The sequence below is a fragment of the Mucilaginibacter terrigena genome, from assembly GCF_004168255.1.
GTDB classification, from domain to species: domain Bacteria; phylum Bacteroidota; class Bacteroidia; order Sphingobacteriales; family Sphingobacteriaceae; genus Mucilaginibacter; species Mucilaginibacter terrigena.
Genome location: NZ_SEWG01000003.1, coordinates 82290 through 104608, shown reverse-complemented (window position 1 = coordinate 104608; position 22319 = coordinate 82290). Strand labels below are relative to the sequence as shown.

The following is a 22319-nucleotide window of genomic DNA, read 5'->3' as shown; positions in this document are numbered from 1 at the left end:
TTATTTTAAAAATGCTTTAACAACTTTTGCACGGCCTTTACCCAAATTGGTAATGGTGTATGAACCCGCCGCAGCTGGTACCACAAATGTTTCGGCGTAGGCAAACTGATGTTTGGTGCCATCGGCGGTTTCAAGCAATATTGATTTACCTTCAACCAGCATCAGCACATGGCATACATTATTGGTTTCCACAGTAATTTTGTTATCAAACTCCATGCGGTGCACATCATAAAAATGCTCGGCATGGGTTGGTACGTGCACAAGCTGGTATCCCTCTCCCTGCTCTATTACAGCCGGTTTCGAGATCAACTCGCGATATACCTGCTTGCCCTTACGGTTAAAATCAAGGTTGTTAAAAGCGTGGTCGATATTGATAGGGCGTGGGTTACCGTCAAGGTCAAGGCGTACCCAATCGTACATTTTAAAGGTGAAAATGTATGGCGTGGCGCTTATCTCTAATACCAGGTTGCCGGTGCCGGCGCTATGCACTGTACTGTTAGGGATCAAAAACAGATCGTGCTTTTGGGCCGGGTGCGATTGCACATACTTTTCAATCTCTATCTCGTTACCTGTTTCCTGGCTTTCTTCAAGTACACTTCTAAACTCTGTTGGGTTGATACTATCCTGAAAGCCCAGGTAAACGCGGGCGTTATCCTCGCAGTCTAAAATATAATAGGTTTCATCCTGGGTAAGTTTCTCACCAAAATTTTCTTGTATGTATTTAACTTTTGGATGGCACTGTATAGATAAATTACCTCCGTTATAAGTATCTAAAAAATCGAAACGGATAGGGAATTCGTCGCCAAATCGTTCGGCATGTTTGCCCAATATGTTTTTGTTATTCTCAAACATCAGGGTATCAAACGATACCTCTAATAAGTTACCATCGCTTTCAAACACCAGGCCGTTCTCGGGCACTATCAACTCAAAAGACCATGCAAGGTTTACTACATCGGTATTAAGGTTTTTAATGTTGTTTTTTATCCACTGGCCGCCCCAGGCACCCGGCTCAAACCATGGGCGCACCCGCAACACCGACCTGCTGATTTGATTAAGTGCCTTTGCAAGATCAATTTTATGCATCCAATTTATGGTTTCGGGCCATTGGCCGTCTGCCATAACGGTAATTCGGTCAAGTATGGCTTTTTTGTGATCATTAAGCATTACCCAATCCACAAAATAAAAGCGCTTGTACATTTGAAAAGGCTCGCTTGCCTGAGCAGCGCCTAAGTTGGTAATACTGCCTGCACGCATCCTAAACTGCAATTCGTTTTTTGGCAAGTCGATATAAATAACCGGGGCATTCCATCCCGATAGCGCCGCGCCAGGGCCTATAACAATATTAAGGTCGCTATTATCTGCAACCTGTTGAGTAATGCCGGTATTATAAATATCAATTAATGACAGGGTAGTTTTGGTACCCCAAACAGATTCATACTCTCCCAAGAATGGCTCAACAAGTTTTTCAATTTCAGAAGCGGGCTTTAAAAAGGTGCCGGTGTTTATCCAGTTTACTTTAAGGCCTGCGGCTGTAAAATGATGCTGCAACCTTGCCTGTATGGTATCCCAAAACAACCCCACAAAGCCATCAATAACAACAGTTTTTTGCTCAATAATATATTCCGCAAGCGAATGAAAACCGTTAAATATCTTTCCGGCACCTAATGCGCAGGCCGGGAATATATTATAGCCTCCATCAGCATTAAAGGTGTCAGGTAATTTTGCAGGCATTAAAAATTGACTGGTTTTTCTTAATTCCGTCTCAACACCTTCTGCCTTGTAATCTTTAATATCAATATTCATTTATTTGTAGTAATGTATGTACATATTAATTTCCACATAAGTAGGCCATTTAAGGCCTCTGCTTCAATCCGGGAAAATTAAAAAAACTATTGGTTTATGATTATAATGTACAAACATATGAACAAATTTTACAATACCAAATAAATTAAAAAATAAAATTTTAGGTGTAAAAATCACACTATATGCGATTTACTAAGGCTTTTACAAGCTACATATGTATGTACAATTAAACTTGTGATTTGAAATTTATTATAATTGTATATATTACACCGCCATGAAATATTCTATTGATCATAAAAGCCCTATTCCGCTGCATATACAAGCCGAAGAACTTTTAAGAAGCATGATAGCGGAAGAAGAATTTCAAAACGGAAAGCTGTTGCCCAACGAGGTTGACCTGGCAAAGGTGCTCGCCATATCGCGCACTACTTTACGCCAGGCCATTAATAAGCTTGTTTTTGAAGGGCTGCTGATCCGTAAAAAACGGACCGGTACAAAGGTTAACCAGGCAACTGTAAGCTCAAAATCAAATAACTGGCTCAGCTTTTCGCAGGAAATGAAGTTGCGGGGTATCACCATAAAAAACTTCGAACTGCATGTTACCTGGGTTTACCCGGACGAGATACTGGCCAATTTTTTTGAAATAAAAACAGACAGGAAGGTGTTGAAAATGGAACGCGTGCGCGGCCGGTCAGACGAGCCCTTCGTGTATTTCATCTCTTACTTTCACCCCCGCATTGGGCTAACCGGCGACGAGGATTTTAAACGCCCGCTTTACGAATTGCTGGAAATGGAATATTCTACTGTAGCCACCTTATCTAAAGAGGAAATAAGCGCCCACGCCGCCGATGATATCATAGCTAATAAGCTAAGGATAACTAATGGCAGCCCGGTACTGTTCCGCAAGCGATTTGTATTTGACCAGGGCGAGCGCCCGCTTGAATATAACCTGGGCTATTACAAAGCCGATAGCTTTGTGTACACTGTAGAGAGCAGGCGGTAATCAAATGTTTATCGATCTAAATAAATAGCTATCCTGGATCCTTTACATTATAAGTGACTGGAAGTTTTTACCCCTATTAAATACGTAATTGGCATTATGCTAAGCTTTAGCTTAGCACATTACTTAAGGGTACAGTTAAGAAAGTTTCATTTAACACTGGTAATTTTGTTTATCTATACGAGCTATCGTACATAGCAAGGGATTATAATGTAGAAATGAAATAAACCATGCTTAGCCCTTTTGACCACTATTTTTTGCAACATGCCGAACCAACCCAAAGTTGTCTGCAATACCTGCGCGGTCACATCCTTAAATTGGATAGCAACATTACCGAAGCATGGAAATATGGTATGCCTTTCTTTTGCTATAATGGCAAGATGATGTGTTACCTATGGGTCCACAAAAAGCTTCGGCAGCCCTACCTTGGTATAGTAACCGGTAACCTGGTTATCCATCCCGATCTGATCATCGAGAAAAGGGCTAAAATGAAGATATTGCTTCTTGATCCGTCACAGGACCTGCCGATGGGCAAGATAGATAACATCCTGAACCAAATGCTTGATGTTTATCGGCATTAGTAATACAATCGTTTAACCTATTATTTAAAATGGCCATTATTTGTGATATTTTCTAACTGGTAGGTGTAACGACAAGCAACATACAGGGGAATAATTCCAATCACCCCAAAAGAACAATCTACCAGTTGCCAGAACAAGGGGATATGCCTGACAGGCCCTGCAATAAAGGCCAGCGGGAATATGAGAACACAGGCTATCATACCAAACTGCAGCACCCAAACGTTTCGCACCGGGTCGCGCAGGGGGCCTATAAACGCTATAGCGATAACAATGTGGGCAAAGGCCAGCCAGTCGGTACCATAGCTTAGGTATGGGTATTGGGCGTTAGTATGTGTTACGGCTGTGTAAATGGTGGTAAGCCAGTGCTGCATTTTAGGCGAAAAGATATTGATGTTGCTCATCGCGATAGCCAATTCGCTTTCTATCGGAAACGCGGTAATGCCGCTTAATACCAATCCGGCCATCAAAAATATCAGCCAGCGTTTTATCTTCCTTTTTAGTTGTATCTGGGTAGGGTTCATGGTGTTTAAATTTAGATCCTGATACTTAAAATATCTTTAATAGCATGCCCTGCTTTTTTAAACTGAAACTCGAAGCCTGCATCCAGCAATCGTTTGGGCAACACCCACCGACTCTTCAATATCAGTTCTGTTTCAGTACCTATTAGCGCTGCGCCCATTTCCAGCAGCCACGCCGGTGCAGGCAAACCAAACGGAACGCCGCAGGCATTGCGCAGTTCTTTCATAAATTCGGTGTTTTTTAGGGGATGCGGGGCTGTACAGTTGAGCACGCCGTTAACTTCGGGATGCTGCAGCAGCCATTCGGTACAGTTAACAACGTCCTGCTCATGTACCCACGAAATGTATTGCTGCCCATCGCCCTGCCGGCCGCCCATACCGGTTTTAACCAGGTTAATCAACCTTGGTAAAGCGCCATCATTACGCCCAAGTACGATACTGGTACGTAACGCAACCTTACGGGTATTGGGAGTTTCTGTTTCAAAAAACGTTTGTTCCCATTGTTTACAAACCTCTATAGAAAAACCATAGCCAATTTCACCTGTTTCTTCATCCTGCGGGCGGTCTTCCGCGTGGCGATAGATGGTAGCAGACGCCGCATTGATCCAAAGTTTAGGCGGATTGATCAGGCCGTCGATAACCTTCCCAAGTAATTTTGTTGGCTCCACTCTTGAGCGGATGATATCTTCGCGGTTTTCTTTTGTATAACGGCAGTTCACATTTTTACCGCAAAGGTTTACCAGCAGATCAGCGCCTTCCAGTTCCTTTGCCCAGTCGCCCGGGGTTCGGCCATCCCATACCAGTGTTTTAATATTACCTTTTGCCGGCGCGGGTTTCCTGCTCAGGATGATAATTTCATCGGCTATGCCTTTATAATATCCAGCGAGGGCCTTACCTATTTGGCCATTGCCACCTGCCAGTATTATTTTGCTGTATTTCATGATGATAAGTTTAAACGAATAAGATAACCAAAAGTATGATGGCGCGGTAGATAGCCCAGCTAATGGTAAGCACCCACCCTATATTTAATAGCTTACTTCTGCGGATGTGCTCTAAAAACATCAGCCCGGCAACCAACATAAAGTAGCCCGCGTATAATACCGGATACTGCCCTGTAATACCGGCCAATAGCAGCATGGGCAATAACAATAGCCCGCCGCCAAAAGAGATGGTCATCATGTTACCCAGGTACTCCCACTTCTTTTCACTGGCTATCAAACTGATAATTATCCCCTGGAAAAATATTTGTCCGCCGCATATCAGGCCTTCGCGGTACAGGTTACCAACAGGCATTATACCTTGTAATAACCCGGCATAAAGCGTAAGTATGTATGATGTAACGGCCCAGGCAAACACCAGGTAGGCTATGCGATATCTCAATTTAAAGGTAGGCTGCAAGGCATAGCCATCGCCAGCTGATGGTATAATAACCCTGCGGTTATATGATATAAAGCTATAGAGTTTACCCATCATCCATACAAAGGGCACAAAATTAAATAGCGGCTTAAACACAGGCATAGCGTTACCAATAATTTTAAAAAGGCTTTTTACACCATAAGTAACCTCACCGGTTTCCTGGTTTACCAGGGCTATTTCGTTTACGGCGCGCTGCCTGTCAACCATGGGGCAGGTGTTGGTATCTAAGTGCTGGTATGCCTCGCGGCCATCCTTATCAAGTAAACCTGTTTGCACAAAGGCTTTGGTGTACAGTTTGCACATAGGGCATTCGGCGTCAAAAAATATGGTGTGATTGCCAAGCGTTTTCATGGTTATACTATTTAGATTCTGTAAATATTTACTTTTCTTCAGAGCGTGCGAAAATTGGTTTCTCGTTACGTGCGCGGTTACGCAGTTTAAAAAAGATGGTGAGGTTAAGGAAGTGCATCCCGCCAAGTATCAGAATAATGCAGCCCAATTTACGGCTCAGCACTTCAATCAATACCTGGGTGCTTTGAATAGAACCCTCTTCCTTCAGCACCAAACTCATGTAGCCAATGTTAACAAGATAAAAGCCTACCACAAGCAGCCGGTTTACAGAGTCGGCAAGCTCTTGGTTACCGTGAAAAATGTCGACCAAAAATACCCTCCCGTTTTTAAACAGCACCTTGGCGACCCAAACGGTTAATGCAATGCTAATGGCCAAATAAAATGCGTAGGTTAAAATAAAATAGTTCATGATGTGAATTGTTAATGGTGAAAAATAAAGATTAAAATATTAGTACTATTTGAATTTTCAATAAATATTGAAATATATAATGCAAAAAAATGTTACTTGAACATTTTAAAGATAGAACCCCAAAACCAGTTTTCTTCAGCCTTTAGCATAGTCTCTAAAGTTTTATCAACGTTTTTAGCCATTTTGTTAATATCGGTTACAGATTTGTTGAAGGTTGCAAATTCCGGGTCTTTGCTATCGCCTTTTACTTTTACCAGTTCGTCTAATATTTTCATAACCGGCTCCAGTTCGCGTTTGCGGCGTTCTTTGGCTACCTGGCGGGCAATGTTCCAGGTGTTTTTATCGGCAAAAAAGTATTCTTTGCGTTCGCCTGCTTTATGCAGTTTTTCAACCAGGCCCCAGCCCATCAGGTCGCGAAGGGTCATGTTAGCGTTACCCCGTGATATACTCAGGCTCTCCATGATCTCTTCGGTAGTTAGCTCGGTTGAGGTTACCAGCAGCAAAGCATGCACCTGGGCCATTGTGCGGTTAATGCCCCACTCAGATCCTAACTTGCCCCACGCCTCAATAAATTTTTGCTTTGCCTCAGGTAATTCCATATGCAAATATAAATAACTTTTTAAACTTTCAAAATATATTGAAAGTTTATTTTATTGAAATTCTACATCTGTTCTTTATTATCTCTTTAAGATTTTTATTTTAGATAAACGAAACCTGCGCCATGAGTAAACCAAACGACATACAAATAATTGCTAATGCCTGCCCAACTTGCGGCGAGGCTTTTATGGGAAAGTTTTGCTATGCCTGCGGCGAGAAGCAAATCAATGAAAAGGATCTATCATTAAAAAAGTTCGCGGAGCAAACAGTAGATATTTTCACGCACTTTGATGGGAAATTTTTTCAATCGGTAAAATACCTGCTGCTTTATCCGGGCAAGCTTACAGCAGAGTTTTTGGCGGGCCGGCGTGTAAAGCTCATGAAGCCCTTACAGCTTTACATCATCATCAACATCATTTACTTTTTCCTGCTTAAGCAAGTCGACCTTTTTCTTTACTATTTAAAATATATGGTAGCCGGGCCAGACCCGGTAGCTATTTTAGCACGCCGGCTTGTGGCCAAAGGGGCAGCGCATAAAGGCATCAGCACGGCAGCCTACATCGAAGCGTTTGACAATACCCTGCCCGATACCGCCAAGGCTTTTATTATTTTACTTATTCCACTACTGGCTATTGGGCTTTGGATGCTTAATTTCACCAAGCAAAAAAAGATAGTACCGCATATTGTATTTGCTACGCACTTCTTTTCGTTTATGCTTTTATTTTTCATGATCTACGCCGCGATTGTTATTTTGCCAATATCAAAAACCGATGTTTTTAAAGCTCACCACTCCATGTTTGTTTCGCTGGTAATTATACCTGTTATTTGGTATATGTATGCCTCGTTTAAACGGGTTTACAAACAATCAATATTTATTACCGCGCTAAAAACACTGGGGTTTGTATGTTGGTTTGTGCTGGTTATTGCAGTTTACCGTACCGGAATTGCATATGTGCATTATCTGCTTATATAGCGCATAAAAGAGGCCGGCCATATTGCTATGGCCAGCCTTAAACTATATAATATTTGTAATATTAGTTCGACGCGGTTGAGCTCCAGCCATCGCTCCAGCCGGCGCTTGCTTTACCACTGCTTTTAACCAATTTTTCGTAATTAGCTTTTTGGGCCGGGGTTAAATTTTTGAATGGTTTTAGCACGCAATGGGCGTATAGCTACCAACATTTTATTGCTGTTACCTTTTTCGTCGGCCTTGATCTGATTGAATTTTTGCGCCGATTCCTGTTAAATAGTTGCAACCTTGGCAGTTTGGTGATCTGTTAATTTAAGCTTGGTTTGTAATTCCTTTGCTTTTTCAACAGGGTCTGTAGTGCCGGGTCGATTTTGTGCATTTGCAGCTACGGCTAAGCCGAAGAACATGCAGATAATTAACATTAATTTTTTCTTATCTTATTGATTTTACGGGTACTAAATAATATGTAAAGTTAGCCTTCACCCGTGGGCAATACAGCTATTTAAAAGTGCGCTTAATAAATAAGTTATCAAAATTTATTATACCGGGCAGGATTGTTACGGTTATATCCTCAAAAAAAAGAGACGCGGAGTATCGCGTCTCTACTAAAACATTTTGTACTGATGGTTTATATTACTTTACTGAAAACCTTGGCAATATGTTAACTGCCCCGGCAGGCATTTTAACTTTGTAACGATACCCGCCACCAAAGCTATCCTCTTCCTTAATAAACTCGTGGCCTTTTTTGCTGATCCAAAAGGCTTGGGTGTATTTGTTGCCCTTGTTTTCGCCTTCGTTCAATAATATCCAACAATCTACTTTTTGGTTATCCAGCGTACTTACTACTTCGCTGCCTGTAACTTTGTATATGATGTATTCCGGTTTGCCAAAGCCTGCATCATAAAAGTTAATAGCAAAGGTTTTGCCGGCGGCTAACGGCAGCATTTCAAAAGTCTCAATATCAAGGTTCCAGTTAAAATTGGCTTCGGTAAAATTCAGCGTAAAATCTTTTTTGGCGTTTAAGGCCACGCTGTCCGCACCTTTTATTTTGTCGGCATCCCAGTTGTAAGCGCCAACTTTACCGGCAATAGTCTCGGTATGGTATACAGGTGAGAAATCTTTTACCCGGTTCACCGAATAACCGGTACGATAGCTCATCGTGTCCGCGCCATACCAATGCTGTGTGGTGGCAAATACCTTCTCGCCATTACGGGTCTCAATTTTTGTATCGCGCAGCCATAACCAAAACCTTAGTGTTTTTGGGCTTCTGGCATTTTGAAAGTACACCAGGTATTGGCGCATCCCAGGCTTAAGGGTTGCGGTGTTTAAACGGTGGTCTTTAATACGAATCGTGTCTACCTGCGCCGAAGCCTGCTGTGGCCGCGCCGAAAAAAGTAAAGTTGCTATACAGGCTATTAAAGCGCCCACTATTGATAATGGTGATCTCATGGTTATGTGAGTTTATGGTTTGATATTATCTCAAATTTGTGTTTTGCCGTATACTATCTCAAACTATTTCAATACAGCATACTATTTATTTAACATGCGGGGCGGTATTTTCAACATATGCGCTAATAGCTGCTATTTGCCTAACCGGCCATTTCATATAATATTTACAGGTGTTGGTTTAATAAATACATCGTCCGGTTTAAAGTCATACGCATCTATAAAAAAGCTTTGTACTTTTAAGGATGTTATTTTTTACCCGTAAACCCAATACTATACAATTGCAATGGCTGGTTTGGGTGTTTGTGTTTTTTATTGTGCTGTTCTCGCTTTTGCCTATGGATGGGCCGGGGCAATCGTCTGTCTTCGCCTTAATAAATACCATTTTTTATGCGGTAATTATATATGGTAATATTTTATGGCTGTTCCCCCGGTTATATCAAAAGGGGCACATCGTCATCTATATTATATCGGTAATAATATTATTGCTTTTTACAGGTTTGCTTAGGGCTTACATCTCCATGTTTATATATAACGCCTTTTTTGCAATGGGGCACCCTACTCAAATGAAAGCCGGACCTATCATTAGCTTTGTAATTGCCGGTGTGCTAATTTTTATGCTCAGCTTCATCTTTAGGATAGCGCTGGCTTATTTCAAATTAAAACAACAATCAGAAGAGATCATTGCGCAAAAAACACAGGCCGAGTTAAACCTGCTTAAATCGCAGGTGCAGCCGCACTTTTTGTTTAATACACTTAACAATATCTATTACGAGGCTTACCTGGAATCGCCCCGCACCGCGGGGCTCATAGAGCGCTTATCGGATATTATGCGCTATTTTGTTGATGAAAGCCCCAAGCAGGAAGTGAGCCTTGCTACCGAGATCCAGTTCCTGGAAAACTATATTGCGCTGGAGAATATCCGCATCCGTTACGATGTTTATATCACTTTTACCAAAGATTGCGATGTGGCCCTGAGCCTGCCCCCTATGCTGCTGATGACCTTTGTAGAGAATATTTTTAAGCATGGCATTGATAAAAGCAGCAGTTATAATAAGGTAGAGCTATCCCTGGTGCAGCAAAATGGACGGCTGCAATTCACTACTATCAATACCATTCCTGATAAACCTATTAATGCCCCATCCACCGGCTTCGGTATCCAAAATTTACGAAAAAGGCTGGTGCTGCTTTATAATAGTGATTTTGAATTACACGTTGAAAATAAAGACGATATTTATGTAGCCCAACTAAACATTCCGCTGGCATGAACTTAAAGTGTATTATTATTGACGATGAGCCAAACGCGGTTAGCCTGCTGGAAGTACTGATTGCCCAAACCACGCAATGGCAGCTTTTGGGTAAATGCTACAACGCGCTGGAAGCCATCGATTTTTTAAAGAAACACACCGTAGATTTTATTTTCCTGGATATAAATATGCCCCACCTAACGGGTATGGAACTGGCCGGGCTGCTGCCAAAAGAAACCAAAATTGTGTTCACCACCGCTTATGCCGAGCATGCAGCCGAGAGCTATGCTTTTCAAACCATCGACTATTTATTAAAACCAATAACGCTTAAACGTTTCCTGGCTGCCACGCAAAAAATTGAGGCTGCCTTTGGCAGACAGGTGATTATGGAGAAAACCGAAGGCAAGCCCGACGACGATTACTTTTTTGTAAAATCGGGCAAAACCCTGCGTAAGATACTACTTGACGAGGTGCTGTATTTTGAGGGCGAAAAAGAGTACGTGCGGCTGGTTACCGGCACTGAAGAATTGCTGATATACCGCCGCTTAAAAGAAATTGAAACGCAATTGCCGCAGCCTTTTATAAGGGTGCATAACTCTTATATCGTTAATACAAAACGGCTTAACAAAATACAGGATAACCATATTTACATTGGCGATAAACAGATCCCGGTGAGCGATAAATTCAGGGAAGGTTTTATGGAAATGATACGGCAGAGAATATTTTGATAATTTGTATGGTGCCGAACGCCCGCGGCAACAGTAGTGGGGGATCTACGATTCCGTTAGCTCCCCCCTCAGGTCTTTTTCCAGGCAGCGTTTTACTTCTTTAGGGTCGTCAATCTCGCCAAGCAGGTACATCATCTTGGTAACGGCGGCCTCGTAGGTCATGTCGTAACCGTTGGCTACACCAATATCTTTTAGCTGCTTGCTGGTTTCGTAACGGCCAAGCTCAACCGTGCCTACTTTACATTGCGAAATATCCAATATCACCTTACCGCTATCTATGGCGGTTTTAAGCAGGTCGATAAACCATTGGTCGGTAGTGGTATTGCCGGCTCCAAATGTTTCCATTACTATGCCGCGTACATCGGCCCCCAAAATGGTTTCGACCACCTTGGGGCTTATGCCCGGGTAAAGTTTTAATACCGCAACATCGCTTACCAATTTATTGTGGATCTTGAGCGGCCCTTCGCCCGGCTCGCGAATATCATTTACACTAAAACGCAGGTGCACGCCAGACTCGGCCAGTATGGGGTAATTGGGCGAGCGAAACGCCTCGAACTTTGAGGAATTATATTTGAACGCGCGGTTACCACGAAACAGCTTGTAATCAAAATAAATACAAACTTCGGGCACACGCGCCTTATCGTTCTTTTTAGCTTTGGCAATTTCAATGGCCGTCATCAGGTTTTCCTTTGCATCGGTACGTACCGCGCTTATAGGCAGTTGCGACCCGGTAAAAATTACCGGTTTGTTCAAATTTTGCAGCATAAAACTTAATACCGATGCTGTAAACGCCATCGTATCTGATCCATGCAGTATCACAAAGCCATCAACAGTGTCGTAATTGGCCTCGATAAGCGCAGCGAGTTCGGCCCAGATAACAGGGTTCATGTTTGAGGAATCGATTATATGTTCAAACGAGTGGACCTTAATTTTACAATTCAGCTTCTCCAGTTCGGGCACATTATCCATAATCTGCTCAAAGTTGATAGGCACTAACGTTTTTGTAACAGGGTCGCTCATCATACCTATGGTTCCACCGGTATAGATGATCAGTATCTGGCTCATTTTGGGTCAGGTTTATTCGATTAATAATAATTCAATTGATGCAAGAAGTCAAGATACAGGAATCAAGAAAAAACAATTTGTAAATTTTTTTTCCTGGTTCATGCTTCTCATAATCTTAAATCACTTCACACACCAAATACCTTTTTTGAATTGTCTGTGGTAATGTTTGCCACTTGTTCAACAGATATTTGATATAACTCCGCAACCTTTTCGGCTACATATATTAAATATGAACTTTCATTGGGCTTACCCCGGTACGGAACAGGGGTAAGGTACGGAGAATCGGTTTCTAAAACCACATGCTTTAGGTCAATTTGTGGTAATATCTTATCAAGCCCCGCATTTTTGTAAGTAACCACGCCGCCAATACCTAAATAAAAGCCCAGGTCGGTGATCTTATTCGCCTGTTCAAGCGAGCCGGCAAAACAATGAAATATCCCCCGCAGGTTTTCGTCCTGCTCATCCAGCAAAACCTGGTAAACCTCGTCAAAAGCATCCCTGCAATGTATAACTATTGGTAACTTTAAATTTTTAGCCCAGTTTATCTGCAGTTTAAAGGCCCGGATCTGCTCGGTTAAAAAGGTTTTGTCCCAGTACAAGTCAATCCCAATTTCGCCTATAGCGTATATTTTGTGCTGATATAAAGCGGGTTGTATCACAGTCAATTCTTCTTCCCAGCTATCTTTTACCGAACATGGGTGCAGGCCCAGCATTGGGTAACAGTTGCCCGGGTAAGCGTTTAACAAGTCAAACATCAAGGGTACCGATGCGGCATCAACATTAGGCAAAAACAAGCGGTCGACGCTATTATCGCGGCAACGATGCATAAGCTGCATGCGTTTGGCCTCATCAGTTTCGTAATATAAATGTGTATGCGTATCCGTTAATACCATGGCACAAAATTAAAAAAGCCCCCGTTAGTAAACGGAGGCTTTTCAATAAAATTAATTTTTCTTTTTTACTGCTATCCGCTTTTTAAGCGTTGTTTTTTTCTTTAACGGTGCTTTTACGGCGGGTTTCACTGTCTCGTGCTTAACTCTTACCACTTTTACAAGCTCTACATCAAATATCAGCGGTGTGTAGGGTTTAATTTTGGGGCCAGAGCCACTTTCACCATAAGCAAGGGCCGATGGAATAAATAGCTTAGCTTTCGAGCCCTCGTTCATCAGCAGAAAAGCCTCATCCCAGCCCTTTATTACCCTGGCAGTGCCCAGCGCAAAGCTTATCGGCTCGTAAGGGCGACCGGGGTTGTAAACACCTCCTTCTTTTGCATCAACTTCAATGCTGCTGTCAAATATCGTCCCTTCAAGCGTGCGCCCGGTATAGTTTACATATACCGTATCGCCGTTAATGGGCTTAGGTTTTGCACCTGCCGATTTGATGATATACCTTAAGCCGGATGGGGTAGTTTTTGCAATTATTTTATTACTTTTCAAATAGTCTTCAAATTTGGCAGCTTCTGCAACTTTTAGCTTTTCGCCTTCGGCTTTCATTGCCGCAATAGCAGCATTTCGCTCGGCCATGGCTTCCTCTAAAGTTTGCACTTGTAATATTTTTAGTTTAAAAACAATATTACCGCCTTTTTTAAATATGGGTGGCATGGCATCTTCATGGCCTTTAAATACCGAATCGACAGGCACTTTAACTACAGCGCTATCGTTAACTGATAACAGCGGGAATATATCCATCAGGTCGGCAATATTGGTTGAGGGATGTACCTGGGCCTTTATGGGCTGCCCTTGCTGGTAAGTACTAAATAATACCGAATCCTTGTCGGTACATTGTACCGCCTGAAAGGTAATAATATCGTTCTGTTTTAGTTTTGCCCCCGGTTTGTCGCTTATAACCTGGTATTGTACGCCTTTTGGGGTGCTTTGAAATTGTGCTTTGGCGTTAAAACCAAAAAAGCAAAGTAATAAACCTATATAAAAAGTATTTTTCATCATAATAAAAAAGCCTTCCGGATATTTCCGGAAGGCTGTATATGTTTCTATAAAATTATCTAACGCCCGGAATTGTTGGTTGCGCAGGTTTTGGCGCATTAGGGTCGGGTTTAATAATGTCTAATACTTCTACGGTAAATACAACAGGTGCAAAAGCCGGTATCATCCCTTGCGACCCTTGTTCGCCCCAGCCAAGTTCAGACGGGATAACCAAAGTAGCTTTCGATCCTTTGTTCAGCAACAGGAAACCTTCGTCCCAGCCCCTGATAACGGTACCACTACCAACGGCAAACCTGTATGGCTCGTATTTACGTGCAGGATCCATAGCCCTTTTTATTTTTTTGGCATCTTCTTTAACACTGCTATCAAAAACATCGCCGTTAAGTAACGACCCTGTGTAGTTTACCACAGCAGTATCCCCGTTAACCAGGTTTGGCCCTGTTCCTTGTTTGGTGATCTCGTACTGTAAACCTGAGGCTGTAGTGGTAACTTTCAGCTTTTTATCTTCAACGTATTTTTTCATTTTAACAGGTTCTGCCTTTTTCATCCTGTCAACCTGTGCCTTAAAGTAATCGGTTATATGAGCCTGGAAAACAGCCTCGGTTGAATTGCCCCTCTCTATTACTTTATCTACTTTAATTTCGTAAATAATGTATTTACCTTTTAAGCCCGGTGGCCTTGGCGCACCTTTTTTAAACATCGAATCGATATTTACTTTTACAGTGGCGCTATCGCCTTCGCTTAACAAGGTAAATATTGATGTTACATCGCCTTTGCGTGTTGTTTTTTCTACAATTTGCGGTGCAGGGCGGCCTTGGTCATAAGTGCTGCCAATTACCGAGTCACCCTCGTTTTTTAAGGTAAGGTTAAGGCTGATAAAATCGCCGGGTTTAACAAGCGGGCCAGATTTATCTGTACGGATATTGTACAATAATCCGCCTTCGGCCTGTTTAAACCCACCTTTGCAGCTTGCAAATCCTAATGCTGCAATGGCTATGATCGTTAAGTTTTTTCTCATTGTTTTTTGTAATTCTTATTGTATTAATAGGGTTTTATATTCGGGTAATATTGATTTAAATTTTGCAACAGTTGCTTCAAGCGATTCGTCTGACTGGCCGCCTGCCGCATTACGGTGGCCACCGCCGTTAAAATACTTTTTACAGATCTCGTTGGCCGGGAAATCCGCTTTCGACCGTAATGATAATTTAACTTTATCGCTGCGCTCAACTATAAATGCCGCCAAACGTACATTAGCAATCGATAAGGCATAGTTAACTATTCCTTCCGTATCGCCGGTATTAACGTCAAACATAGCAATATCGTGTTTATTAACGGCAATTATTGCTGTATTATATTCGGGTAAAACTTCTAAAAGGTTTGCAAGGCAATGGCCCAAAAAGCGCAGCCGGTTCTCTGACGAACTGCTGTATATCAACTCGTGTATGCGCGAGTTATTAGCGCCTGCATCAATCAGTTCGGCAACAATGCGGTGCACGGTTGATGTTGTATTTGGCAAACGGAAGGATGCAGAATCTGTCATGATACCGGTGTATAAACAGGTAGCTACATCTTTATTGATCAGTTTTTTATGAAGCAGTTGATCTGCAATAAATGTGTACACCAATTGCGCGGCTGCACATGCATTTATATCCCAGTGCCTGTAATCGTCAAAATCTTCAGGCTCCAGGTGATGGTCTATCATCACTTTGTAAGCACCGCTTTTGCCTACCAATACGCCCATATCGTTAATACGGTTAAGGCTATTAAAGTCCACGCAGAAAATAATCTCGGCATCGGCAATAAGCGTGGCAGATAGTTCGGTGTTATCGGTATAAATGATCACTTCCTCGTTACCCGGCATCCAGCTTAAAAAGTCGGGGTAATCTGTTGGGGTAATTACTTTTGCGTGGTGGCCTTGCTGAATAAAGTAATTATATAACCCTAACGATGAACCCATAGCATCGCCATCGGGTTTATGATGAGTAGTAATTACAATCTTTCGTGGCTGACTTAAAAGTTCAGTAAGCGAGGCTAAATCCAACATCAATTTTAAAAGAGCTGCAAAGCTAAGTAAATTAATTAAATACGTATAGCATATTTATGGCAAAAGCTTTAAGTTTCAGTTATAAAACGCTACTTTTGCGCCTCTTTAAATATAAAGCATATACAATGGCAAATAACAGAACTTTTACAATGATAAAGCCCGATGCAGTTGCTAACGGCCACATAGGTGCAATTTTGGACCAGGTAACTAAAGCCGGTTTTAAAATTGTAGCATTAAAATACACATCGCTTAGCGCAGAAAAAGCCGGCGAATTTTACGCGGTACATGCAGAGCGCGGTTTCTTTGCAGATCTTGTTGGCTTTATGTCATCGGGGCCTATTGTTGCGGCTATACTTGAGAAAGATAACGCTATCGAAGATTTCCGTAAGCTGATTGGTGCTACCGACCCGGCTAAGGCTGATAAAGGTACCATCCGCAATCTGTTTGCAAAATCAATTGATGCAAACGCGGTGCATGGTTCAGATTCTGACGAGAACGCCGAAATTGAGGGTAATTTCTTCTTCTCGTCTTTCGAGAGGTTTTAAAACCAATTAGTTACATTTAAAAGCCGGCTATAAATATTATAGCCGGCTTTTTTTTATTTCGTTATTTTCTTGCACTTTATAAAAAACAATTACATATCTTTACATATCAGGTCAACTTAACGCCCGGTATTAGCAAAACGCCATGAAATCGCTATTTAAATATGTTATTTATTCAGTAATTATCGTGACTATCATTGTTACTTCGATGGATATTTTCAGGAATCATCCCGAAGCACAATTCGCTTTTATATTCCCCGGCATTTTCCTGCTTGCTTTTTCGCAGATAATGGACGATAGCTTCCGCAAGGTTAGCCACCGATTACGCCTGTCTCGCGGCAGATAATTTACAGGAAAACTATTTCTACAACCAGTTCGGTTTTTGCATCGTCATTTATTTTTTGAATTATCTGGTTACGCATCATTACCAATTCGTTTTTTATTACCGACGATTCTATCCTCAAAAATAATTTCTTATCGCGTATAAATAACTCTTTTGTGCGGTTAGCTACAGATTTGCCTACTAATTGTGGCCAGGTATTTACAATGGCCGTTTCATCATAACGGCGTTTTATTTTGTACACGTTAAGCATTTGCTCAATAGCATCCTTAAGCGATTTATCGTTGGCTTTACGCATCTATATTGCCCTCCGTTACTTTAAACAGTTTAACGCTAACGTTTATCTTATTAAATATACCTTCAACCCGGCTTAAACTGGTATCGGTGATAAATACTTGCCCAAAATCGTTGTTAGATACCATTTGCATTAATTTAGTAATGCGGTTATCATCAAGCTTATCAAAAATATCATCTAATAATAACAGAGGCTTAAAGCCGTTTTTTTGCGTAAGAAAGGTGTATTGGGCCAGCTTTAATGCAATCAAAAAAGACTTTTGCTGCCCCTGCGATCCAAACTTTTTCATGGCCATACCATGGATATTAAACTGCAGGTCATCCTTGTGCACGCCGGTTGTGGTACGCTCAAGCACTCTGTCGCGTTCTATGCTTTTATTTAACAGCGTAGCAAAATCGTCCTGCAATAACTGCGATTCGTACCCTATTCCCACCTGTTCGGCATCGCCGCTTATAAACTGGTAATGCTGGTTAAATATGCCGGTAAACACCTCCATAAAGGCCCGGCGCTTTTCAAATATTCGCATGCCCGATGCTATCAGCTGCTCATCAAAAACGCCAAGCAATTCGGGGTCGTAGCGGCCGGTATCGGCAATTTGCTTTAACAGCGCGTTACGGTTAACCAACACTTTATTATAGGCTATCAGTTCGTCGAGGTAATTATGGTCGGTTTGCGAAATAACGTTATCAATAAACTTGCGGCGCTCTTCACTGCCTTCAATAATAATGCTGATGTCGTAGGGCGATATCATTACCAGGGGTAACAGGCCAATATGGTCGGCCAGGCGCTGATAGTCTTTTTTGTTACGCTTAAACTGTTTTTTTTGGTTACGCTTTACCCCGCAGGCAACAACTTCTTTATGGCCGTTTTTTTTAAATATACCGTTAATCATAAAAAAATCGGACCCTTGCTTTATTTGCTGGCTATCAATAGGGTTAAAATAGCTCTTACAAAGCGACAAGTAATGCACCGCATCAAGCAGGTTGGTTTTGCCTGCCCCATTGTTACCAACAAACGCATTCACACCTTCGGCAAGCGAAATCTCGGCTTCGGCGTAATTTTTAAAGTTGATAAATGAGAGTTGCTGCAGGTACATATCCGGGAAAGCAAATTTAGTGTTTTACTTTATTAGCTACGGGGTTTATTTGTGTTAGTTTAGCGTTATAGGGCAAAATATGCAATCCTGAAATTTATACCTAAATTTAGCCAACCTATACTTACACTGTTGCTAACAAAATTTAATCTTCATGAAAAAATTAGCTTTATTGTTGCTGATGCTTTGCCCGGCAGCGCTGTTTGCGCAATCCGGCAAGGTGTATGATAATTTAACGCTGCAAAGCAAGATCCTTAAAAGCGAACGCAAATACGCGGTTTACCTGCCGCCAGATTACGAAACCAGCGGCCGCAATTACCCCATACTGTACTTGCTGCATGGCGCCGGCGACGACCAAACCGGCTGGGTACAGTTTGGCGAGGTACTGAGCATCACCGATAAGGCCATAAAAGATGGTATTGCCACCCCTATGATCATTATTATGCCCGATGCCAATACCGGCCGCCGTGGCTATAATAACGATATAAAGGGCGATTGGAACTACGAGGATTTCTTTTTTAATGAACTGGTGCCTTTTGTAGAAAAAAAATACCGCGTTAAAAGCGAAAAACGTTTCCGTGCCATTGCCGGGCTTAGCATGGGCGGCGGCGGTAGTTTTGTTTACGCGCTGCATCACCCGGAAATGTTTTCGTCGGCGTGCCCGCTGAGCGCGGCTACCGGGTTTTTAAACCTGGAGATGGCAAAAGCCGCTATTAGCAAAAACACGCCAAACCTGCCGGATAGTACCATAAGCAACTATTACAAGCGATACAGCGTACTCCCTTTAATAGATGCCATTCCCGACGACCAAAAGAAAGCGGTGCGCTGGTTCATCGATTGCGGCGATGATGATTTTTTATACGAAGGCAATGGCCTGGTGCATAACCTGATGCGTAAGAAAGAGATCCCGCACGAGTATCGCGTACGCGATGGCGCCCACAACTGGACCTACTGGCGTGCGTCGCTGCCCAACGTGCTGGAGTTTGTATCGCAGGTGTTTCATCAGTATTGATTTTAAGAGATGGTTAATAGTTCATGGCAGGAGCTTTTCTATGAACTATGATCTATTAACTATTTGTCAAATAAAACATAACTTTAACTATCTATAACACCAACTTCTACACCATATGGAACGCAGAAAATTTTTAATAAACACAGCTATAACAGCAGGTTCGCTGTCTTTTTTAGGGAATAAAAGCCTGGCAGCAATGCTGGCCATGCCCGATTATAAGTTAACACCCTTGCGCAACAATGTTGGTATTTTTACCGAACAGGGCGGCACTATCATCTGGATGGTGAATAAGGAAGGCATTGTTTGTGTGGATGCAGAATTTCCTGAACCGGCAACGCACCTGATAGCCGAGTTGAAGAAAAAATCAGACAAGCCTTTTCAGTGGCTGATAAATACCCACCACCACGGCGACCATACCAGCGGTAACATCTCTTTTAAAGGCATTGCTAAAAACGTTGCGGCGCATGCCAACTCCTTAACCAACCAAAAGGCATCGGCGGTAAAACAAAAATCGGAAGATAAACAGCTATATCCCGATACTACCTATACCGATAACTGGAAAACTAAAGTAGGCGACGAAACTATAACCGCCCATTACTTTGGCCCCGGCCACACCAATGGCGATAGCTTTATCCACTTTGAAAACGCCAACATAGTACACTGCGGCGACCAGGTTTTTAACCGCATGCACCCCTATATCGACCGCAGCGCGGGCGCATCGTGCAGGCACTGGGCAACTGCTTTAGAATCTGTACAGAAACAGTTTAACAAGGATACCATATTTGTATTCGGCCACGCTTTTGACCCTGTAAAAGTTGTTGGTAATATTGATGATATTAAAGCCATGCAAAACTATATGGAAAAGCTGGTGGCTTATGTTGATGGCGGCATCAAAGCCGGTAAAACCAAAGAGCAAATTTTAAGCGTAACTGCTATACCCGGCGTAGCCGACTGGCAGGGAGATGGCATACAACGCAGCCTGACTGCCGCTTACGAAGAATTAACAGCATAATATTTAATCCTGATATGAAATATTTATTATCCATCATCACCTCCGTTATTACACTGCTATCCGTATGGGGCTTTACATCGCCAAAGCAATTAACATCTACAGATGTTATTAAAAAAATGTATAGCCGCTATCACGGCAAATGGCATAAATCGTTAACCTTTACCCAAACCACCGGCCGGTACCGTAACGATACCCTGGTAAAAACCGATACCTGGCACGAGCGTATTGTTTACCCGGATATGTTGCGGATCGATATCGGGAACGATGAAAGCGGCAATGGCATAATATACCGTGGAGATTCTGCCTATGTTTTTCGTAATAATAAGGTGGTACGCGCCGCCAAGGACGAGAATGAACTGATCTTCTTTTTGGGTGGCATGTATTTTAAGCCTATCGACCAGGTACTGACACATTTTAACGACCTGCATTTTGACCTTACAAAAAGCCACGAAAGCACCTGGAAAGGCAAAGCAGTTTATGTGTTAGGATCCGTAAAGGATGATGATAAGGTAAACCAGCTTTGGATAGATAAAGATAAGCTGGTAGCCGTACGCTATTTTAAGTACGATACCAGCGGCAAAATGGAAGCAACATTTGAAGAGCATCAACTGGTAGCAGGCGCCTGGAGCGAAACCCTGTGCAAATTTTTCATGAACGATAAACTGCTGCAAACCGAGGTTTATAACGATATAAAAGCCAACCAAACCATAGATAAAAGCGTGTTTGACCCCGGGATGATAGGTAAGTAATGAAGCGGTTTGTTTTTATAGGCATATGCTTTGCCCTGTTAGTTACGGTGTGTATCGGGCTTGCTTATAAAAAAGACAGCCCTGTAACAGACATTGACACAACGCCGGACAGTGCAGCCAAAGCTGTTGATAAAAGATGGGTATTTGACAAGGTAAAAGGAGCAGTATTATTATTTAAAGGTGGTAAGCAATTCGACACCAAAATATACGAGGTTAAATATATAGGGCAAATTACCAATGGCGGCAAAGCGCCTTTTTTACTGTTTACCGGCCGGGGCTGCGATGAATGCGATGCCAATATCGCTTTATATATCCAATCGCCCGACGACCCCTATCACTCCGATGAGTACGAGGCTGAACGTTATGATTTACCCGGTAAAGAAAAAGATTATGAAACCGATAGCCTGATATATAAAGGCCGGGCGTTTTACGGGCAGATATTTAAAGGGGTTAAGGGGGTGGTGTGGTATCAGCAAAATTTGATGCAGGATAATTCCTGGCAAAAATCAACCTATTTTGTAAGTCTAAAAAGTGGCCTTAAAAAAGACACCATGATAAAGGCCTGGAATAAAATGCCCGAAACATTAAAACTTTTACAACAGGGTGCCTGCAAAGAAATTGCAGGCAGCGATTATTACAGCGAACCCTAATATCAATACCCCACAAACTCTTTTTGCGTAACCTCTACCGAGCCTTTGTTTTCGGTAGTACTGATGAGCATGGTAATAAAGTAAAACTCGTTATCAAACTTGTAGATGTTATTATCGGCATCCTGCCCCTGAAACTTCATCACCAGTTTTGCCCTGCGGGCCTGTGCTATTAAATTAACAATATGCTGCGGGTCGCGGGTATCGTATTTTACGGTACGCAAAAGGGTACCGTTAGAAAGTTTAACATGCTCGCCTATAACAATGCTTTGCTCTTTAACCTTTGTGGATATCGAACGGAAATGCTCTATGGTTTTACCATCCTTTTCTTCTAAGTACTGGCGCTTAAAGGTATTGCCCAGGGTTAAATAAGTATGCGCCTGCCCGTCGCTAAGGTTGGTGAGGTTGGTAAGGTCAAAAAAAGAAATGCTTTGCCCGTAGGTGCTGGTGCAAATACAAAACATCAATATTATTAAACCGTACTTTTTCATTTAATTGGGTAAAGCAAATA

Annotated in this window: 28 protein-coding genes; 11 read left to right on the top strand and 17 right to left on the bottom strand. The window is 42.2% G+C overall.

Annotated elements, in window-relative coordinates; translation table 11 throughout:
• Complete coding sequence (locus EWM62_RS07645; protein ID WP_129876082.1) at positions 1–1803, bottom strand: class I mannose-6-phosphate isomerase; 1803 nt, start codon at positions 1801–1803, stop codon at positions 1–3.
• Positions 1804–2077: 274 nt separating this feature from the next.
• Here EWM62_RS07645 and EWM62_RS07640 point away from each other — a divergent pair, with 274 nt between their 5' ends.
• Both EWM62_RS07640 and EWM62_RS07635 read left to right on the top strand, forming a co-directional pair.
• A complete protein-coding gene (locus EWM62_RS07640; protein WP_129876081.1) occupies positions 2078–2806 on the top strand; it encodes a GntR family transcriptional regulator in 729 nt (242 codons plus the stop codon).
• Between the two features lie 227 nt (positions 2807–3033).
• The gene (locus EWM62_RS07635) at positions 3034–3384 is read left to right on the top strand and encodes a DUF1801 domain-containing protein (protein ID WP_129876080.1); all 351 of its coding nucleotides are present in this window, start codon (positions 3034–3036) and stop codon (positions 3382–3384) included.
• A 20-nt stretch (positions 3385–3404) separates the two neighbouring features.
• Here EWM62_RS07635 and EWM62_RS07630 read toward each other — a convergent pair whose 3' ends face one another.
• The 5 genes from EWM62_RS07630 to EWM62_RS07610 all read right to left on the bottom strand — a co-directional run bounded on the left by EWM62_RS07630 (position 3405) and on the right by EWM62_RS07610 (position 6677).
• Positions 3405–3905: a hypothetical protein gene (locus tag EWM62_RS07630; protein WP_129876079.1), complete on the bottom strand. Its 501-nt coding sequence runs from the start codon at positions 3903–3905 to the stop codon at positions 3405–3407.
• An 11-nt stretch (positions 3906–3916) separates the two neighbouring features.
• Entirely contained in the window at positions 3917–4843 is a 927-nt protein-coding gene (locus tag EWM62_RS07625; protein WP_129876078.1) for a TIGR01777 family oxidoreductase, read from the bottom strand.
• A 10-nt stretch (positions 4844–4853) separates the two neighbouring features.
• Positions 4854–5669 (bottom strand): DUF393 domain-containing protein, encoded by an 816-nt coding sequence (locus EWM62_RS07620; protein WP_129876077.1) that lies wholly within the window; start codon positions 5667–5669, stop codon positions 4854–4856.
• 28 nt (positions 5670–5697) lie between these two features.
• Complete coding sequence (locus tag EWM62_RS07615; RefSeq protein WP_129876076.1) at positions 5698–6078, bottom strand: hypothetical protein; 381 nt, start codon at positions 6076–6078, stop codon at positions 5698–5700.
• A gap of 92 nt (positions 6079–6170) precedes the next feature.
• Positions 6171–6677, bottom strand: coding sequence for a GbsR/MarR family transcriptional regulator (locus tag EWM62_RS07610; protein ID WP_129876075.1), 507 nt, complete (start codon positions 6675–6677; stop codon positions 6171–6173).
• 122 nt (positions 6678–6799) lie between these two features.
• Here EWM62_RS07610 and EWM62_RS07605 point away from each other — a divergent pair, with 122 nt between their 5' ends.
• Positions 6800–7648, top strand: coding sequence for a DUF3667 domain-containing protein (locus EWM62_RS07605; RefSeq protein ID WP_129876074.1), 849 nt, complete (start codon positions 6800–6802; stop codon positions 7646–7648).
• Between the two features lie 61 nt (positions 7649–7709).
• On the opposite strand, the gene EWM62_RS19665 is transcribed toward EWM62_RS07605, so the two are convergent.
• From EWM62_RS19665 to EWM62_RS07600, 3 genes are all read right to left on the bottom strand, one after another.
• Entirely contained in the window at positions 7710–7832 is a 123-nt protein-coding gene (locus tag EWM62_RS19665; protein WP_262708467.1) for a hypothetical protein, read from the bottom strand.
• An 85-nt stretch (positions 7833–7917) separates the two neighbouring features.
• A complete protein-coding gene (locus EWM62_RS19285; protein ID WP_162499805.1) occupies positions 7918–8067 on the bottom strand; it encodes a hypothetical protein in 150 nt (49 codons plus the stop codon).
• Positions 8068–8278: 211 nt separating this feature from the next.
• Positions 8279–9094 (bottom strand): DUF3108 domain-containing protein, encoded by an 816-nt coding sequence (locus tag EWM62_RS07600; RefSeq protein ID WP_129876073.1) that lies wholly within the window; start codon positions 9092–9094, stop codon positions 8279–8281.
• Positions 9095–9336: 242 nt separating this feature from the next.
• Between EWM62_RS07600 and EWM62_RS07595 the strand changes: the two genes are divergently transcribed.
• Both EWM62_RS07595 and EWM62_RS07590 read left to right on the top strand, forming a co-directional pair.
• Positions 9337–10359, top strand: a complete 1023-nt coding sequence (locus EWM62_RS07595) for a sensor histidine kinase (protein WP_129876072.1) — start codon at positions 9337–9339, stop codon at positions 10357–10359.
• Positions 10356–11066, top strand: coding sequence for a LytR/AlgR family response regulator transcription factor (locus tag EWM62_RS07590; protein ID WP_129876071.1), 711 nt, complete (start codon positions 10356–10358; stop codon positions 11064–11066). Before EWM62_RS07595 ends, EWM62_RS07590 begins: the two co-directional genes overlap by 4 nt.
• 45 nt (positions 11067–11111) lie before the next feature.
• On the opposite strand, the gene EWM62_RS07585 is transcribed toward EWM62_RS07590, so the two are convergent.
• From EWM62_RS07585 to EWM62_RS07565, 5 genes are all read right to left on the bottom strand, one after another.
• Positions 11112–12131, bottom strand: coding sequence for an asparaginase (locus EWM62_RS07585; protein ID WP_129876070.1), 1020 nt, complete (start codon positions 12129–12131; stop codon positions 11112–11114).
• Positions 12132–12256: 125 nt separating this feature from the next.
• Positions 12257–13024: a TatD family hydrolase gene (locus EWM62_RS07580; protein WP_129876069.1), complete on the bottom strand. Its 768-nt coding sequence runs from the start codon at positions 13022–13024 to the stop codon at positions 12257–12259.
• Between the two features lie 51 nt (positions 13025–13075).
• A complete protein-coding gene (locus EWM62_RS07575; protein WP_238989304.1) occupies positions 13076–14077 on the bottom strand; it encodes an FKBP-type peptidyl-prolyl cis-trans isomerase in 1002 nt (333 codons plus the stop codon).
• Between the two features lie 52 nt (positions 14078–14129).
• Positions 14130–15092, bottom strand: a complete 963-nt coding sequence (locus EWM62_RS07570; protein WP_129876068.1) for an FKBP-type peptidyl-prolyl cis-trans isomerase — start codon at positions 15090–15092, stop codon at positions 14130–14132.
• A 15-nt stretch (positions 15093–15107) separates the two neighbouring features.
• Positions 15108–16118: a DHH family phosphoesterase gene (locus EWM62_RS07565; protein WP_129876067.1), complete on the bottom strand. Its 1011-nt coding sequence runs from the start codon at positions 16116–16118 to the stop codon at positions 15108–15110.
• A gap of 125 nt (positions 16119–16243) precedes the next feature.
• On the opposite strand from EWM62_RS07565, the gene EWM62_RS07560 reads away from it, so the two are divergent.
• Both EWM62_RS07560 and EWM62_RS19280 read left to right on the top strand, forming a co-directional pair.
• Positions 16244–16663, top strand: a complete 420-nt coding sequence (locus EWM62_RS07560) for a nucleoside-diphosphate kinase (RefSeq protein ID WP_129876066.1) — start codon at positions 16244–16246, stop codon at positions 16661–16663.
• Between the two features lie 184 nt (positions 16664–16847).
• The gene (locus EWM62_RS19280) at positions 16848–17006 is read left to right on the top strand and encodes a hypothetical protein (protein ID WP_162499804.1); all 159 of its coding nucleotides are present in this window, start codon (positions 16848–16850) and stop codon (positions 17004–17006) included.
• A gap of 1 nt (position 17007) precedes the next feature.
• On the opposite strand, the gene EWM62_RS07555 is transcribed toward EWM62_RS19280, so the two are convergent.
• Both EWM62_RS07555 and recF read right to left on the bottom strand, forming a co-directional pair.
• Positions 17008–17298 carry a DUF721 domain-containing protein gene (locus tag EWM62_RS07555; protein WP_129876065.1) on the bottom strand — a complete coding sequence of 97 codons (291 nt, stop codon included), beginning with the start codon at positions 17296–17298 and terminating at the stop codon, positions 17008–17010.
• On the bottom strand, positions 17291–18391 hold the full coding sequence (recF, locus tag EWM62_RS07550) for a DNA replication/repair protein RecF (RefSeq protein ID WP_129876064.1): 1101 nt from the start codon (positions 18389–18391) through the stop codon (positions 17291–17293). The genes EWM62_RS07555 and recF overlap by 8 nt, the downstream gene beginning before the upstream one ends.
• Before the next feature lie 151 nt (positions 18392–18542).
• On the opposite strand from recF, the gene EWM62_RS07545 reads away from it, so the two are divergent.
• From EWM62_RS07545 to EWM62_RS07530, 4 genes are all read left to right on the top strand, one after another.
• A complete protein-coding gene (locus tag EWM62_RS07545; protein WP_203235004.1) occupies positions 18543–19400 on the top strand; it encodes an alpha/beta hydrolase in 858 nt (285 codons plus the stop codon).
• A gap of 115 nt (positions 19401–19515) precedes the next feature.
• The gene (locus tag EWM62_RS07540; protein ID WP_129876063.1) at positions 19516–20412 is read left to right on the top strand and encodes an MBL fold metallo-hydrolase; all 897 of its coding nucleotides are present in this window, start codon (positions 19516–19518) and stop codon (positions 20410–20412) included.
• A gap of 14 nt (positions 20413–20426) precedes the next feature.
• Positions 20427–21161, top strand: coding sequence for a LolA-like protein (locus tag EWM62_RS07535; RefSeq protein WP_129876062.1), 735 nt, complete (start codon positions 20427–20429; stop codon positions 21159–21161).
• Positions 21161–21811 (top strand): hypothetical protein, encoded by a 651-nt coding sequence (locus EWM62_RS07530; RefSeq protein WP_129876061.1) that lies wholly within the window; start codon positions 21161–21163, stop codon positions 21809–21811. Before EWM62_RS07535 ends, EWM62_RS07530 begins: the two co-directional genes overlap by 1 nt.
• Positions 21812–21813: 2 nt before the next feature.
• Here the strand turns inward: EWM62_RS07530 and EWM62_RS07525 are convergent, their stop codons facing one another.
• Positions 21814–22299: a hypothetical protein gene (locus tag EWM62_RS07525; protein WP_129876060.1), complete on the bottom strand. Its 486-nt coding sequence runs from the start codon at positions 22297–22299 to the stop codon at positions 21814–21816.
• Positions 22300–22319: the final 20 nt, after the last annotated feature.